This window comes from Prosthecobacter sp. Pr1, assembly GCF_057652315.1.
The window spans coordinates 193,816-209,922 of sequence record NZ_JBYFBS010000002.1 but is presented as its reverse complement, the minus strand read 5'-3'; the positions used below and the strand labels follow the sequence as shown (position 1 = coordinate 209,922).

The following is a 16,107-nucleotide window of genomic DNA, read 5'->3' as shown; positions in this document are numbered from 1 at the left end:
GCTGCTGCAGCTCCCAGCGCCAAAAATCTTCCCTTAGTACTGCTGCTCACGCTGCTGTGCTTTGCTGGAAATGCGTCCGCCGATGATGGCCCGCCTGTTGAGAAGGCCGAAGATCACTCATTGCCACTGCCGCGCTGGAGTGAGCAGGAGCTTAGGAAATTCCGCGAAAGTCTGCCCGGTGGCAACAGCCCTGGAGTTCTGCCGCCCAAAAGTGGCGAGTCCGTCTCTGACATCAACGAACTCATCCATACCCCCTTGTCCAGCGGTCCCCGGCTGGATCATTTTTTCAACAACCGCGACAGCGAGCTCTCCCCTCGCCTGCAGGCCGAAGACATGCGGCTCTTTCTCCCCGAAGCCATTCTTGGACTGCCAACGCAAGGCCCGGCCAGCGCGGTGGAACTGCCTACGCCGCTCGCTTCCCTCAAGGATGTGCCCCGTGAATTTCTTGCCGCATGCGCTCAGAGCCTGCCCAAAGAATATCTCATCGACCCTGACCAGCTTGTTCCGGAGATCCAGAATCATGACATGCTGCGCCTTCTTGGATTCCATGCCCAGGATGCGCGCATCAAGTTGTATGTTTTGGTGATTGGACATGATCAAAAGCTTCCCGAAGGCGTTAACCTGGAGAAATTCGCCTCCGGCAGCCTGCTGCAATCAGATGCCTGCCTGGTGGTCTACCCCCTGGGAGAACCTTGGCGGACCCGTTTGTTTGTGAGCAGGTCCATCCACAACCAGATCTCCACGGAATTTCTCAGCGAAACGATTCAGGCATGCCTGAAAGAATCCCTTCAAACCAGCAATGTTCACGATCAGCTGCGTCGCTACACCATCCACCTTTCAACACGACTGTTCTGGCTGCAAAAAGCTCTGGCCCCTGACCCTGCTGGCAAAACGGACAAAGACCAGGCCCTGGCTGAATTCAGCTCCCAATTGAAAGTTCCCGCAGTTCCTCCTAACAGCCAGAGCCTCACCCAAGCAATGATTTGGATGTCTGGCAGTCTGCTGCTCCTCGGTCTCTGCGTCATCGTCTGCCGTCGATTTTTGCACCTTCTACAACTTAGAAAGCAACGCCGCGTCTGGATGCTTGCTGAACCTGACACGGCCCCTCGACTAGGAGGCGCTTTTACCGGCGGTGGCGGCGGCATGATCCGATATGCCTGATTTTCAACAGCTCCCAAGCTTCAATATCCCAGACACTTTCCCAACTTCAATTTGTCAAAACCAATCCTTGAATGATAATTAATAAAATTGACCATGATCATTTAATCCAATGAACCCGGACACGATCCAGTTTCAATGTGGCTTCTGCCACACGATCCTGACGGTACCTGCTCACATGGCAGGCGTCACGGGTCCGTGCCCGAGTTGCGGACAAACGATAACTTCACCCACGCCTGCACCCGTAGAAGTGCCAGTGCCGCATTGGTCCCCTGCACCTATGGCAGCCCAAGCTGCGGCCCCCGCACCCGCCTGGCCACCAGCTCCGCAATCCCCCTTGATGGGAGAAATACCAGGGACTGGCATGCCTGCCTCTGGTCTTAACGCAGGACTGAATCTCAACACAGGACTGCCTCCAAAGCGTGCTCCGGGCCAGCCACCCCTCAGCACTACGTTGAATGTTCCTGCCGGCCAGACGCCGTGGTCTTCGCCTCCGGCATCACCAGCAGCAATGCCGAATTTGGCTTCGCTCGATGTGCCTGCGGGGCTCTCGGGAAATGGACTGCCCAATCAGTCACGCTTCATTCCAGGCTCACCAGCCTTGCCGAACATGGGGCCGCTGGGTGGCTCTGGTGGAATGCCAGGAATGCTCAGCAACCTGCAAGGCTCGTCACTCCTCGGCAGAGATGTTTCCCCCGCACCCATCTCCCCAGTCACACAGCATCTCCATTCTGCAGGTGGTCCCTCGCTCAGTCTGGGTGGCCCCCTTGGTCATGAACCTGCTTCCGCGCCACACATGGCACCCGTTCCATCAGGCAGGAGCATTGCCAGCCTGAGGGCTCCACGCGGGACCAATTTCATCCGGCTCGCGTTCGCGGCCATCTTCCTTCTCGGATTTCTCGCGCTCGTCGGATTCCTCTTGAAGGATTACTTCCCTGGCCTGATCCCCAGCCTGACCGGGCATGATGTGGCTGAAGAAGCCTCCCAGGACGAGCCCGGCATCCCTACGCCGCCCATCCCCAGTCCAGATCCTGGCACATCGTCCAAGCTTTCCAATAACAACACGACAGCGGAAAAGCCTGCTCCTCTTCCTTCCTCTTCTTCCGATGCCAAGGCCAAGCCGACATCACTCACGGTTGGCTTTGATCCTCAAGAACCCACGCCCGAAAAAGTGACATCCGCCGCAGCTGATGAAAAGACCGCCACAGCCGTTGTACCCAGCCCCCCGTCGGCAACAGGCGCCACACCGATGGCCGCCACACCAGCCCCTCCGCCTGCAGCAGGCACCCTTCTCGAAGTGCCCGCCAAACCTGCCATGAATGCGGAGTCGCCCGGTGCCCCTGCCTCCACGCCCTCCAGTCTGGCACAATCTCACACCATCGAGGAAGATGACGTACCGGCTGCCGCCCAGCCTGCCGTGGAAGCACTCAAAAAGTTCCTCCAAGCAAAATCCCTCGAAGAGCGCCTCAAATACACGCTCGGAGCCGACATGATGAAACCCCACATGGAGCGCTATTACGCGCATGCACCTGACGGCCCCATCTTGGTGGACCGCATTCAGTTTGTGCGCATGGACCCCAATCCCGAGCTCGGTTCCGGCAAGCACTGCATCCTGAGCCTGGAAAACAAAACCTGGGAGTTTTCAGTTCCAGTCATGCTGGAGGAGAAAGAAGACGGCTTCAAAGTGGACTGGGTCGCCTTTGTGGAATTCAAGGACCGCATGCTGGAAAAATTCTTCCAGACATACATGCCCGGCAAAGCATGCTTTCATGTCGGCATCATCCGCCATCATTTCTTCGAAGACGGCGTGCCCAACGTGGATCGCAAGGATGCCTTCCGTGTCAGCCCTGCCCCGCCCAATTCCTTCCAGGCATCCGTATTCCTCGACAAAGATTCCGCCCTTGCCCAGGAATTGCGCGTCCGAATGCCGTGGGAAACTCATGTGTGGGCGGTGGTGGAGCTGGAATGGAAAAAACTTGGCTCACAGCAGTGGGTGGAACTCAGCGCGGTCCCGCAGATGCACTGGTATTCCCTGCCAATGGTGCCCAAAGCCAGTGCAGCACCGCCGAAAACCGCAGGGGTGGATGAACTGCCTCCTGGCATTTCTAAAAATGGTAGTCGTGGCAAATCCGTCACCCCATCTAACAACAGCATGCCACCTCCAGGCATTCGCAAGTCCACGCCTGGCCTGCCAGACACGATCAAGCGACCGCTCATCCCCGGCGGCCGCTGAAGTGCAAAAGGACGCAGGCCCTCGACTTAGCTGACTTCCAGCTTGCCCGTGCTGTCTCCCACCTTCTCTGCAGGCACGCCGAGGCGGTCCAGCAGGGAGAGATAGAGATTCGTCATCGGAGTTTCACCCGGGAGCACCATGCGCTTGCCCGGTGTCAGAGTGCCACCGGCACGCCCTGCCAGCAGAATCGGCAGATTGTCGTGGTTATGGCGGTTGCCATCGCCAATGCCGCCGCCGAAAACGATCATGGAATTGTCCAGCAGCGTGCTGTCCCCTTCCTTCACCGATTTCATCTTGTCGAGGAAGTAGCCGAACTGACGCAGATAGAACTGGTCGATCTTCGCAATCTTGGCCAGTTTCTGCGGATCGCTCTGATGATGGGACAGCGAATGATGCGCGTCCGGCACGCCCAGCTCAGGGAAGCTGCGGTTGCTGCCGTCATGCGCGAGCATGAACGTCGAAAGGCGTGTCGTGTCGGTCTGGAAGGCGAGGACCATCAGGTCAAACATGGTGCGGATGTGCTCCTCATAGGAATCCGGGATGCCCTCAGGGATTTTCACATCGGGCATCTGTGCGGAAAACTTCTCCGCACGCTCGATGCGCAGTTCAATATCACGCACCGAAGAAAAGTATTCGTCGAGCTTGCGGCGGTCTCCCGCATCCACCTTGCCCTGCAGGCTTTTTGCTTCGTCGAGGACGGTGTCGAGAATGCTTTTCTGCATCCGCTTGGCACGCGCCGCTTCCGGCCCTTTGCCTGCTGTGGCACCGAGGCCAAACATGCGCTCAAACACCAAGCGTGGGTCCATTTCAGGAGCCATCGGCATGGTCTCGTTCTTCCATGCCAGATTGAACTGGTAGGCGCAGGAGTAGCCGGAATCACACTTGCCCGAGCTGCGCTGCCCATCCGTGCTCAGCTCCAACGAGGGCAGTCGTGTGAGATGGCCGATCTTTTGCGCCGCGATCTGATCCACCGAGATGCCAAGATGAATGTCTGCACCCGCAGTTTTCTTCGGCATGCAGCCCGTGAGGAAAGTGGCCGTCGCACGCGCATGGTCGCCGCCGCCATTGCCATGGCTGCGCGCGAAATCCTGCATCAGCCCCGAGACCACCATGAAATCATTGCGATGCTGCTCGATCTGCTTCAGCGAAGGCGAAAGCACATAATTCGCGCCTTCTCCCGTGGGCATCCATTGCTCCACATTCACACCATTGGGAATGTACATCCATGCGGCACGAATGGGCTTGGTTGCCGGTTTGGTCGCAGCAAAGGCGCGCGCGCCGAATGATTCCAGCAGCGGCAGTGAAATCATCGAACCCAGCCCCCGCAAAACTTGGCGGCGGCTGAGCGAATGGGCGGCGAGGGAGGTTTCGCGAAACTCGTTCATATACATTGTGATTACGCCGGAGGCGGGAAGAAACTTTCGTGCCAGACAGTAGCATACTGGACGCAACTGCCACGAAAGTAGTTGAAATTCCGCCTAGACACAGCCCGATTAAGCTTTCCCCGCCAATCCCCCTTAAAAAACATGAAGAACACCCGCCTCCTTATCCTTTCCATCGCAACCTTCGCACTCTCCGGCTTTGCCCAGGATGCCAGCGTCGCCACCATCGAACTCAAGCCGGACGCCAAGAATCCGCTGGGCTATGACAAGACCGAGCTCAGCGTCCAAGCGGGGCAGAAGGTGAAGCTCACTCTCAACAACACCGGCAGCATCGCCCCGCAGCCGCACAATTTCCTTTTGCTCAAACCCGGCAAGCTTGACGCCGTCGGCGCCCTGGCAAACGCCATGCTGGCCGATCCCCAGGGCATGGCCAAGAGCTATATCCCGGATGCAGCCAAGCCTGACATCGTGATCAACACCAAGCTCGTCATGCCAAACCAGAGCGAAACCATCGAGTTCACCGCACCTGCTGAGGCCGGCGACTATCCTTACATGTGCACATTCCCCGGCCACTGGCTGCTGATGCGCGGTGTGATGCACGTCACCAAGTAATCAAGCCACTCAGACTCCACTCAAAGCACCACCATGAAATTCCTCCTCATCCCCACGTTCATCGCCTTGATCTCGCTCACTTCCGTCGTTCGTGGCGAGGAGGGCAAGCTCGAAGTCAACGGGCTCACTTTCAAGTTCGCCACGCCTTGGGCTGAAATCCAAAGCACCGGCATGTTCCGTGCAGGAACGCTGTCTGCCAAAGTGGAGGGCGCCGAGAAGCCCGTGGAAGCCGTGTTTTACAGCTTCCCGGGCCCCGGCGGTGGTGGTGATACTGAGGCCAACGTCAAACGCTGGCTGGGGCAGTTTCAGGGCACCCCTGAGTCCAAGCGTGAGGAACTCGACGCCGGAGGCAAGAAGATCACCCTGGTGACAGCCACCGGCACCTACAATGACGGCCCTCCCATGGGTGCCAAAACTCCACGTGAGAACTACAGCCTCATCGCCGCCATTGTTCCAGCCGGAGAGTCGAACATCTTTGTGAAACTCACAGGTCCCAAGGATGCCATCGCCAAGCTGGCGGATGATTTCAAAAAAATCGTCCTCAGCCCTTTCGCCAAGTAAGCGGAGCTTGAAACAACTGGTTCGTTTTCAAAAGCGGGTGGTCCTCCACCCGCTTTTTTGTGCCCATCTGCCGGAGTCGATGCAGGAGTGCACGGTTGTTTTGACGCAAGGGGTTCAAAAAAACAAAAGCGAAGTTGGCACGCGCCATGCTTGAGCTTGGATCGGAGCTAAATTCCACCCACTGACTTATGCTGAAACTCAACCACACTCGAATCTGGCGCAGCATGGCAATTGCTGCGGTAGTTGCCCTCACCACACTCGCAATCAACCCCGGCGACGCCCGAGGTCAGACTGCTGCACCGGCACCCGCTGCCGCTCCCGCCCCGGCTGCCCCTCCTGCGGCAGCTCCCGCCCCGGCTCCGGCCCCAGCAGCTGCTCCAGCCGCCGCCGAGCCTGCTGCTGCAACCATTGAACAACGTATTTTCGACTTGGAAAAATACGTGACCAATGGTCAGGCCGGTAAAGATGGTGACACCGTGTGGAAGTCCAACATCGCAGGCCCTGGCCCCGGCCACAACGCCTGGCAGATGACCAGCACTGCGCTGGTTATTTTCATGACCCTCCCCGGTCTCGCGCTGTTCTACGGCGGCCTCGTCCGCAAGAAGAATGTCCTCTCCGTCATCGCCCAGTGCATGGGCATCGCAGGTCTGGTTACCATTCTGTGGTGGGCATGTGGTTACAGCCTCTCCTTCGGTGCGGGCAACGCCTACATTGGAGATCTGTCGTATAAGATGCTCGAAGGCGTCTCCCCTTACGCTTCGGGTGCCGGCTACTGGTGGATTTCAGACGCCATGTGGGCCATGTTCCAGCTCAGCTTCGCCATCATCACTCCTGCTCTGATCATCGGCGCCATCGCCGAACGCATGAAGTTCATCGCAGTGCTGGTTTTCGTCACTCTCTGGATGTTCGCCGTCTATTTCCCCTTCGCCCACATGGTGTGGAGCACGACGGGCCTGATGTGCGGTCCTCTTAACCCGGGTGCAGCCATCAAAGCTATCGACTTCGCAGGTGGCACGGTCGTTCACATGACCTCCGGCTGGAGCGCCCTTGTTCTCTGCCTCATTCTTGGCAAGCGCAAAGGTTACGGCAAGGAACCCATGGCACCTCACAGCATGGTGCTCTGCGCCATCGGCACCGGAATGCTCTGGGTCGGCTGGTATGGTTTCAACGCTGGTTCCGCTCTCGGTGCTGACGGCATTGCCTCCAATGCCTTCATGACCACCACGCTCGCTGCAGCCACTGCTGGTTTCGTCTGGGCTGTCACTGAATGGATCCTCAAAGGCAAGCCTTCCGTCCTTGGCTTCTGCTCCGGCATCGTTGCAGGTCTGGTGGTCATCACTCCTGCTGCAGGCTTCGTCACCGCCAACTCCGCCATGATCATGGGTGTGGCTGCCGGTATCGTTCCGTTCCTTGCAGTTGCTTACCTGAAGAACATCCTCGGCTATGACGATGCCCTCGACACCTTTGGTGTTCACGGCGTCGGTGGCACGATGGGAGCCATCCTCACCGGCGTGTTTGCTGATGAGAAGGCCAACTCCATCGTTGCCGGCCTCAAGGAAGGTCTGCTCATGAACCAGCTCAAGGCCGTCGCCCTTACCATTGGCTGGAGCGTCGCCGCCACCCTGGTCATCACCATTATCGTGAAGATCGTTGTCGGCCTTCGCCCTGAGCCTGAAGTGGAAAGCACGGGTCTCGACCTCGCCGAACACGGCGAATCAGGCTACGAACATTAATCACTGCAGGACAAGTTCCTGTTAACCCAAACCGGGCTGAGCAATCAGCCCGGTTTTTTTATGCCCGCTTCTCACCACAGCAGCAGCATCGCCACGCACATGATCCCGTTGTTCAGCGCGTGCGCCGTCATCGGCGCGATCAAGCTTTGCCGCCACAGGCGCAGAAAAGAGAAGGAGCATGCCAGCACCATGATTGCCGGCACTCCAGCCCAGCCCTGCGGATGAACTACCGCAAACACAAATGCGCCCAGCAACGCACCCAGCAGCCAGCGCAGCCATGCGGACAATCCGGGAAACAGCATCCCGCGAAACGTGATTTCCTCTGAAATCGGCGCCCACACCACCGCCAGCAGGATCGCGCCGAATTTTGCCCACCCATCACCCGCAAAAACTTCCACAATCGGATGCGATGGAAACTCGCCCGTGAGTTTCATGATCCATGACGCCGCGATCATCCCCACCACCAGCAGCGGCAGTGATGCCAGCCAGCCCAGCACTCCCGCCCCCATCTCTCTCCACACTCCCTGCCCACGGTGCAGTCCCAGCGCCTCACGCCAATGGGAACGTTGCATGCCGCGCAGCACCGGCCACGTCATGCCGATGACCAGAGCAATCACGGCAGGCCCGTAGGCAGCCCAACGCGGCAAAGGCACTGAAAGCACACGCAGCAGCCAGGGTGGAAACACAAACAGCACCAGAAAAATCGCAAACCCCTCCAGCAGCACTCCTCCCTCCACCCGGCTGCGCGGTGCCAGGGTTAGACAAATCTTCCCGCTGCGCCAGCGCACGATGCCCAGGATCAACACCACCAGACCACCCACCGCCGCGCACATTCCCAGCAGGCTGAAGCCAATCAAAGCCACCGCCGTTTTCATGCCTTGCTGAGCCACGGTCTGCTTGGCCTCAGCATTTCCTGTCTGCGCACGGGCCAGCTCAGCGATCCAGCCATGCCGCCTCCGGAATTTTGTCCAGGCCTCATCCTGCACCTCACCGTTCATCGCCTTCATGCGCTCCAGCGTCGCCACATCCGCCTGCAAATCCGCATCCTTCGCTGCCAGCGCATCAAACTTCGCCTTCACAGGCCAAACATGGGTCACGCAGCCTTCCACGATCAAAACTCGCAGCTCGTCTGCCTTTCCACGGGAAACCTTGACCACATTCTGCATCAGCTGCTCGTCAAAGTTTGACTGCCATTCCCCCAGGGCATTGCCCCCACCCATCAGCCCCTGCACCCCCACGACGTAACGCGCCATCAGCTCCAGCATGCGGTTCGGATGCACTTCGGTTCCACCATCCGCCCTGTTCGCCGACTGCTTTCCCACCACAAAAAGCACGCAGGCGGCGATCACGCACACTGCCAGCATAGCTCCCATCCGTGAATAGCTTGGGGACATCACAGGCTTCGATGCAGGCAGTGGTGGTGGTACAGAAGAGTCATTCATAAATGGTCGCCGATCAAACATCGCCTGATCAGCAAAGGCACGAACAATTCGGCCCTCCCGCCTCGTTCAGTCTTCTCCAACCATGCGCACCTTCCTCTTTCTCCTGCTCACCGCCTCCGCCCTGGCTCAAACCCCGCGCCCCGGGGTGAACTACGACGAAGCCAAAGTCGGCACTGATCCGCTGCCTGATTTGAAGCTTACCACCGTCGATGACTGGACTCAAAAGCGCCGGCCCGAGATTTTCAAACTCTTCGAAGATCACGTCTATGGCAAAACACCCGCCGACATCGGTGAGCCCAAATTCGAAGTCACCGCGACGAAAACGGACGCGCTAGGCGGCCTGGCCACACGCAAATTCATCCACATCTCGCTGCCCAGCCGCCCCGCATGGCCAGGCATGGATGTGATGCTCTACACGCCCAATGCCACCAAGGCTGCGCCATGCTTCGTCGGCCTCAGCTTCGGCGGCAACCATGCCGTCAGCACCGAAACCGACGTCCCGCTCAGCACCCGCTGGATGCGCGAGAGCAAGGAAAAGAACATCGTCGATCATCGCGCCACTGAGGCCACCCGAGGCACCGAAAGCAGCCGCTGGCCGCTGGAAATGATCCTCAAGCGCGGATTCGCTGTGGCCACTGCCTACTACGGCGACATCGAACCCGACCACGCCGACGGGTGGAAAGAAGGTCTCCGCGCCGCTGTCAGCAAGGATGGGGCGAACACCGTCTGGAAGGACGGTGAATGGGGTGCCATCGGCGCCTGGTCATGGGGGCTCAGCCGCATCGCCGACTACCTGCAGACGGATTCGCAGATTGATGGCAAGCACCTCGCCGTCATCGGTCACTCGCGCCTCGGCAAAACCTCCCTCTGGGCGGGCGCACAGGACACCCGCTTCGGCATCGTCATCTCCAATGATTCCGGTGAAGGCGGTGCCGCCCTCATGCGGCGCGATTTCGGCGAAACCACCGCCATCATCACCAAGGCCTTCCCGCACTGGTTCACACCGAATTACAAAAACTACGCGGGAAACGCCGCCGCCTGTCCCGTGGACATGCACATGCTCATCGCCCTTGCCGCGCCGCGTCCCATCTACATCGCCAGCGCCGCCGAAGACCACTGGGCCGATCAAAAAGGCGAGTTCCTTTCCGGCAAATTTGCCAGCCCGGTTTACTCCCTTTTCGGCAAAAAAGGCGTCGTCGTGGATGCACAGCCCGCCATCGACACCCCCGTCGGTGATTTCATCGGCTACCACATCCGCACCGGCAAACACGACGTCACTGATTTCGACTGGACGCAGTACCTGAACTTTGCTGCAAGGCATTGGTCCAAGTAAGAAGGCTCACGTTCACATTGTCACTTGCTGCATCCGAAAGCCCGTGTGTCTTGGGGCTGTCTTTCCCACGCCATGCCCGCCAAAAAAGCGAAAACCAAATCCGCGCCCAAGAAACCGTCTCAGAAGCCGTCCAAAAAGCTTCGCAATGTCCCCTTCTGGATCGGCTTTGATCTCGGCGGCACGAAGATGATGGCTTCTGTTCTCGATGCCAACTACACCGTGCTGGGCTCCGCGCGCAAATCCACCAACGGCTCCGATGGTGCCGCCAAGGGCCGCAACAAAATCGTCAAAGCCATTCATGAGGCCATCGCCGAGGCTGGCGTGGATCCCAAGGGCCTGCAGGGCATCGGCATCGGCTGCCCTGGCCTGGTGAATCCTGACAGAGGCATTCTCATTTTCGCGCCCAATCTGGGCTGGACCAACATGGCGCTGCGCAAGCTGCTGCAAACCCATTTCAAATGCCCCGTCGCAGTGCTGAATGATGTCGATGCCGGCACCTATGGCGAGTATGTGCTCGGCGCAGGCAAAGGCGCGCGTTCGCTGCTTGGCGTGTTTCCCGGCACGGGTGTCGGGGCGGGGTTCGTCTACAACGGCCAGCTCGTCATGGGCCGCGCCATTTCCGCCATGGAGCTGGGAAATCTGCTGCTGCCCGGCACTCACATCGGCAGCCCGGTGTTTGGCACGGTGACACTCGAAGACCTCACCAGCCGTCTCGCGCTCGCCTCGCAGGCGGGGCTGGCCTGCTATCGCGGCCAGCTTGCCGATCTCGATAAAAAAACTCAGGGCTCACTCCGCAACATCCGCAGCAAAGCGCTCGCCAATGCTTTCCGCAGCGGTGAAGACGCGGCCATGATCATGTTCCGCAACTCGATCCGCTATCTCGGCATGGGGGTCGCCACCGTCGTCAACCTGCTGGCCCCCGACCGCATCACGCTCGGCGGCGGTTTGGTCGAGGAACTGCCTGAACTCTACATGAATCTGCTCAAGGAAGAGGTCGAGCACTACGCCATCCCGGAACTTGCCCGCGGGATCAAATACTCGCTCGCCAAGCTTGGCGGTCAGGCCGTGGCCGCCGGTGCGGTGGCATGGATGCGGAGCACAGGAAAATAACAACTGCAGAATGCCTCACCACGTATTCATTCCATGAGTGACGCGACCCCACCTGTCACGCTCAATCCGCCGCCAGAACATGCCGTCATTTATGTGGGTGCGGCTTCGGTTTCGCTCGTCATCGGCCGGAAGGATGACAAAGGCCAGTTCATCAGCATCGAAAGCCTGGACCGCCCGCTGCCCGTCGCGCGTGATATTTTCCGCGCCCGCAGCATCTCGCGCAACACCGTCGATCAAGCAGCCGCCATCCTCCGCGATTATCTTCAGACGATGCGCGAGTATGGCATCCCGTCTTCGCAGCTGAGGCTCTTCACCTCCAACATCCTCGCGGAGGCCGTCAATCACGAAATTTTCCTGAACCGTCTCCAAGTTCACAGCGGGGTCGCCCCGAGCCTCATTGATGACGGCAACATGACTCGCCTCGTCTATCAGATCGCCCAGCGCATGCTGCTGAAGAATCCCCTGCTCGCCAAAGGGAACACCTTTGTCTCCCACATCGGCCCCGGCAATACGCGTGCGATCTATTTCCAGCAGGGCCGCCTTGCTGCCTACAGCAACTACCGCCTCGGCATCTTCCGCGCCCGCGAAGCCATCGCCACGCCGGATGATGAGGCCCGCCAGCAAATGGTGCATCTGGAAGAGCACATCCGCGGTGTCGTGGATCACCTCGCGCAGGATTATTCCGACGTAAAAATCGACCACCACGTCGCCATCGGTGCGGAGATTCAAAGCGTTGCCCCACGGCTTGGCAAAGCGCGCCACGGCGCCCATCGCGTGCTGGAGAATGATCTCGCCCGCCTCACCGACAAACTGGCACGACTCAATCCCGATGAACTCGTGCGCGAGCTCCACGTGCATTACACCGGCGGTGAAGGCATCATTCCCGCGCTGCAGACCAATCTCGCGCTCGCACGTCGTTTTGGCGATGATTCCCTCTGGGTTCCCGAAGGTGACTTCCAACTCGAACTCATGCTGGATCTGATGACCTCCGGCTCGCGCACCGCGATTTTCCAGGAAGAAGTCATGCAGGCCGCCTGCGAGATCGGCCTGCGCTATAAAACTGATCGAAAACACGCCGACCACGTCGCCAATTTCTCCCGCCAGCTCTTCCGTGAGCTGCAGCATCTGCACGGACTGGACGCCAAATACGAACTCGTGCTCCGCATAGCCGCCACGCTGCATGAGGTCGGCATGTTCATCAGTCCGCGTGAGCATCACAAGCACAGCCTCTACATCCTCATGCACACCGAGATCTTTGGTCTCAGTTCGCATGACCGCGTGATGGTCGCCCTGCTCGCCCGCTATCATCGCCGCTACAATCCTGAGCCGAATCACGCGCACTTCTCCGACCTCTCACGCGAAGAGCGCATGATCGTGCTCAAGCTCGCCGCGCTGCTGCGCCTTGCAGACGCTCTGGATCGCAGTCACGCGCAGCGCATCAAATCCATCCAGCTCCGCCCCGAAGGCACCCGGCTCAACGTGCTGACCCAGGGGGCGGATGACACCACAGTCGAACAGATCGCCATTGATATGAAATGCGATCTCTTCCGCGAAATTTACGGTTATGACATCATCCTCGCCAAATCCTGATTTATCAACCGCGCCGCCGCCGCTGCGCCTGACCGAGGATCACTTCATCAACCGCGAGCTGAGCTGGCTCGCCTTCAATTCTCGTGTCCTTGATGAGGTGGCGCGCATCGATCTGCCCGTGCTCGAACGCGTCAAGTTTCTCGCCATCACCGCGTCGAACCTGGATGAATTCTTCATGGTCCGCATCGGCGCCCTGCAGTTTCTGCGTGAGCAGGGCCTGCGCGTACGCGACAACGCCGGCCTCACCCCCACCCAGCAATGGGAGCAGGTGCACCAGCAGGCCGCCGCCTTTGTGGCACGGCAGTATGACATCCTGCAGCAGCAGCTCGTGCCCATGATGAAGGAGAAGGGCATCCGGCGCCTCTTGAACACCGATCTCACACCCGCACAGCGCACGGTGCTGCATGAGTACTTTGACGAGCACATCTTCCCGGTGCTCTCCCCTGTGGTGGTGGATGACACCAGCGCACGTGCAGCCATACCGGCGCTGAACATCATCATGCTCTGCACCGTGACCGGCGGCGACAATGGTCACTCGGAAAAGCGCCATGTTCTGCTGCCGCTTCCTGCCAATCTGCCACGCCATGTTCTGGTGCCTGATCCTGAGGGCGGCCAGTACCTCTATGTGAACCTCGAAGATGTCGTCGCGCTGTTCATCGGTGAATTTTTCCCTGCGGAGAAAGTCTCCGCTCCCGCACGCTTCCGCGTCAGCCGCAACACGGACATCTCCGTCGATGACGAAAGCGCTTTCGACCTCGCCAGTGAAATGGAACAGGTGCTCGAAAAGCGTCTGAAGAGCCCCGCCATCCGCATCGAAATCGAGTCCGGTGCCTCGCGCGAGCACACCCGCATCATCCGCGATCTCTGCGGCGCACGCACCGCGCAGATTTATGACATCCCCGGCGAGCTCGATCTGCGCGCCTACTTTCAGATCGCCAGCATCTCAGGTTTCGAAGAACTCAAGGTCGAGCCCTGGGACAGCCTCCCCAGCACCGCCATCACACCTGGCGAAAGCATCTTCGATGCGATCAAACGCGGGGACATCCTGCTGCATCATCCCTATGAGAGCTTCGAGCCCGTCCTCGCTCTGGTGGAAGAAGCCGCGGCTGATCCGAACGTCATCGCGATCAAACAGATTCTCTACCGCACCGCCAAGAACAGCCGCATCATCTCCGCGCTCATCCGCGCCGCGCAGGCCGGCAAGCACGTCACCGTGCTGGTGGAGCTGAAAGCGCGTTTCGATGAAGCCCGCAATCTCGAACGTGCCGCAGACCTCATCAATGCAGGTGCGCAGATCATCTACGGCGTCGCCGGTTTAAAGACGCACGCCAAGGTCTGCCTCGTCATGCGCCGCGAATCCGGCCACATGACGCGCTACATGCACTTCGGCACTGGCAACTACAACGAGGCCACCTCCAAGCTCTACACCGACATCAGCCTGCTCACCTGCCGGGCTGATTTTGGCGCTGACGCCTCCGCGTTTTTCAACACCGTCACCGGCCGCTCACGCTTCGTGCATTTCAGCAAGCTCAGCATGGCCCCCTATGGGCTGCGCGAGCGCCTGGTCTCCATGATCCGCAGCGAAACCGAACGCGCCCGCCAGGGCGAAGCCGCCGAGATCATGCTCAAAATGAACGCCCTCGAAGACCGCCAGATGATCGCGGCGCTCTACGAGGCCTCGCAGGCGGGCGTGAAGATCCGGCTCAATGTGCGCGGCATCTGCTGCCTGCGCCCGGGCATCAAGGGCATCAGTGAAAACATCAGCGTCGTCAGCATCATCGACCGCTATTTGGAACACGCCCGCATCTTCTGGTTCCGTCAGGGCGGCAAGCCCGCTGTCTTCATCGCCAGCGCGGACTTCATGAACCGCAATCTTTCCAAACGCGTCGAGCTCCTCACCCCCGTCGAAGACCGGGAGGCGCGCAAACGCCTGCAGCACATCCTCGAAGTCCACTTCGCCGACACTGCCCGTGGTCGCGTCCTCAAGGCGGATGGCACCTGGCAACTGCTCCACGTCACCGCCGCCAAAGCGCGCCGCTCCCAGGAGCAGTTTGCCCGCGAAATGGCCAAGCGTGCGCGGCAGTCGAATGAATCACCGGATGTGCTCGTGCCTCACACTCCGAAGTGATCACCACAGCGCCTTGTAAACCAGCGCCCCGACAATCCCGCCGATGATCGGACCGACGACTGGAATCCACGCATAGCTCCAGTCAGAACTGCCCTTGCCAGGGATCGGCAGGAGGAAATGCGCAAGGCGTGGGCCGAGGTCACGTGCAGGATTGATGGCGTAGCCTGTGGGGCCACCGAGGGACAGGCCAATCGCACCCACCAAAAGGCCGACCAGCGCAGGCGCGAGGCCTTTGTCGAAGCCTGAATTGGGCACCAGATTGGCAGGAGACAGGATCGCCAGCACACCGAGCACCAGCATGGCGGTGCCGATGGCCTCGCAGATCAGATTGCCTGCCGTGTGGCGGATCGCCGGGCCGGTGCTGAAGACCGCCAGCTTGTCGCCTTGGGATTCCGTCACCGGCCAGTGTGGCAGGTAGGCCAGCCAGACGAGAATGCCGCCGAGAAACGCGCCCACCATTTGTGCGGCGATGTAGCCGGGAACCAGCGCCCACTCGAATTTACCGATCGTCGCCAGACCGATGGTAACCGCGGGATTCAAATGCCCGCCGCTGATGGCAGCCACGCAATAAACTGCCACGGCCACCGCAAAGCCCCAGCCCGCAGTGATCACAATCCAGCCCGCATTATTGCCCTTTGTCTGCTTCAGCACCACATTTGCGACGACACCGTCGCCTAGGAGGACCAAAATCATCGTACCGAGGAGTTCTGCAAGATTGGCGGACATGGCGGTGCTTAATTGGTTGAATTTCAGCGAAGGCTATCGGGCCGGGCGAAAAAGAGCAAGAGAGAAGCACAAATCAGCTTTTGCATTGCCGCCGCTCGG

Annotated in this window: 13 protein-coding genes; 9 read left to right on the top strand and 4 right to left on the bottom strand. The window is 59.6% G+C overall.

Annotated features, from left to right (window positions below; genetic code table 11):
* Window positions 1–117: 117 nt before the first annotated feature.
* The gene (locus AC24GY_RS03740) at window positions 118–549 is read right to left on the bottom strand and encodes a hypothetical protein (protein ID WP_422323267.1); all 432 of its coding nucleotides are present in this window, start codon (window positions 547–549) and stop codon (window positions 118–120) included.
* Between AC24GY_RS03740 and AC24GY_RS03735 the strand changes: the two genes are divergently transcribed.
* Window positions 526–1,161, top strand: coding sequence for a hypothetical protein (locus AC24GY_RS03735; RefSeq protein WP_487680404.1), 636 nt, complete (start codon window positions 526–528; stop codon window positions 1,159–1,161). The genes AC24GY_RS03740 and AC24GY_RS03735 overlap by 24 nt on opposite strands.
* Before the next feature lie 793 nt (window positions 1,162–1,954).
* Window positions 1,955–3,391 (top strand): hypothetical protein, encoded by a 1,437-nt coding sequence (locus tag AC24GY_RS03730; RefSeq protein WP_487680402.1) that lies wholly within the window; start codon window positions 1,955–1,957, stop codon window positions 3,389–3,391.
* 26 nt (window positions 3,392–3,417) lie between these two features.
* On the opposite strand, the gene AC24GY_RS03725 is transcribed toward AC24GY_RS03730, so the two are convergent.
* Entirely contained in the window at window positions 3,418–4,776 is a 1,359-nt protein-coding gene (locus tag AC24GY_RS03725) for a DUF1552 domain-containing protein (protein WP_422323273.1), read from the bottom strand.
* A gap of 141 nt (window positions 4,777–4,917) precedes the next feature.
* Between AC24GY_RS03725 and AC24GY_RS03720 the strand changes: the two genes are divergently transcribed.
* The 3 genes from AC24GY_RS03720 to AC24GY_RS03710 all read left to right on the top strand — a co-directional run bounded on the left by AC24GY_RS03720 (window position 4,918) and on the right by AC24GY_RS03710 (window position 7,679).
* Window positions 4,918–5,385: a plastocyanin/azurin family copper-binding protein gene (locus AC24GY_RS03720; protein ID WP_487680399.1), complete on the top strand. Its 468-nt coding sequence runs from the start codon at window positions 4,918–4,920 to the stop codon at window positions 5,383–5,385.
* A gap of 33 nt (window positions 5,386–5,418) precedes the next feature.
* Window positions 5,419–5,946: a hypothetical protein gene (locus AC24GY_RS03715; RefSeq protein WP_422323276.1), complete on the top strand. Its 528-nt coding sequence runs from the start codon at window positions 5,419–5,421 to the stop codon at window positions 5,944–5,946.
* 188 nt (window positions 5,947–6,134) lie between these two features.
* A complete protein-coding gene (locus AC24GY_RS03710) occupies window positions 6,135–7,679 on the top strand; it encodes an ammonium transporter (protein ID WP_487680397.1) in 1,545 nt (514 codons plus the stop codon).
* A 71-nt stretch (window positions 7,680–7,750) separates the two neighbouring features.
* Here the strand turns inward: AC24GY_RS03710 and AC24GY_RS03705 are convergent, their stop codons facing one another.
* A complete protein-coding gene (locus AC24GY_RS03705; protein ID WP_487680395.1) occupies window positions 7,751–9,121 on the bottom strand; it encodes a CPBP family intramembrane glutamic endopeptidase in 1,371 nt (456 codons plus the stop codon).
* Between the two features lie 82 nt (window positions 9,122–9,203).
* On the opposite strand from AC24GY_RS03705, the gene AC24GY_RS03700 reads away from it, so the two are divergent.
* From AC24GY_RS03700 to ppk1, 4 genes are all read left to right on the top strand, one after another.
* Complete coding sequence (locus AC24GY_RS03700; protein WP_487680393.1) at window positions 9,204–10,454, top strand: glucuronyl esterase domain-containing protein; 1,251 nt, start codon at window positions 9,204–9,206, stop codon at window positions 10,452–10,454.
* Window positions 10,455–10,526: 72 nt separating this feature from the next.
* Window positions 10,527–11,564 (top strand): ROK family protein, encoded by a 1,038-nt coding sequence (locus AC24GY_RS03695; RefSeq protein WP_487680391.1) that lies wholly within the window; start codon window positions 10,527–10,529, stop codon window positions 11,562–11,564.
* Between the two features lie 33 nt (window positions 11,565–11,597).
* Window positions 11,598–13,154: a hypothetical protein gene (locus tag AC24GY_RS03690; protein WP_487680389.1), complete on the top strand. Its 1,557-nt coding sequence runs from the start codon at window positions 11,598–11,600 to the stop codon at window positions 13,152–13,154.
* A complete protein-coding gene (ppk1, locus tag AC24GY_RS03685) occupies window positions 13,129–15,282 on the top strand; it encodes a polyphosphate kinase 1 (RefSeq protein ID WP_487680387.1) in 2,154 nt (717 codons plus the stop codon). The genes AC24GY_RS03690 and ppk1 overlap by 26 nt, the downstream gene beginning before the upstream one ends.
* Here the strand turns inward: ppk1 and AC24GY_RS03680 are convergent, their stop codons facing one another.
* Window positions 15,283–16,008: an MIP/aquaporin family protein gene (locus tag AC24GY_RS03680; RefSeq protein ID WP_422320117.1), complete on the bottom strand. Its 726-nt coding sequence runs from the start codon at window positions 16,006–16,008 to the stop codon at window positions 15,283–15,285.
* Between the last annotated feature and the right edge of the window lie 99 nt (window positions 16,009–16,107).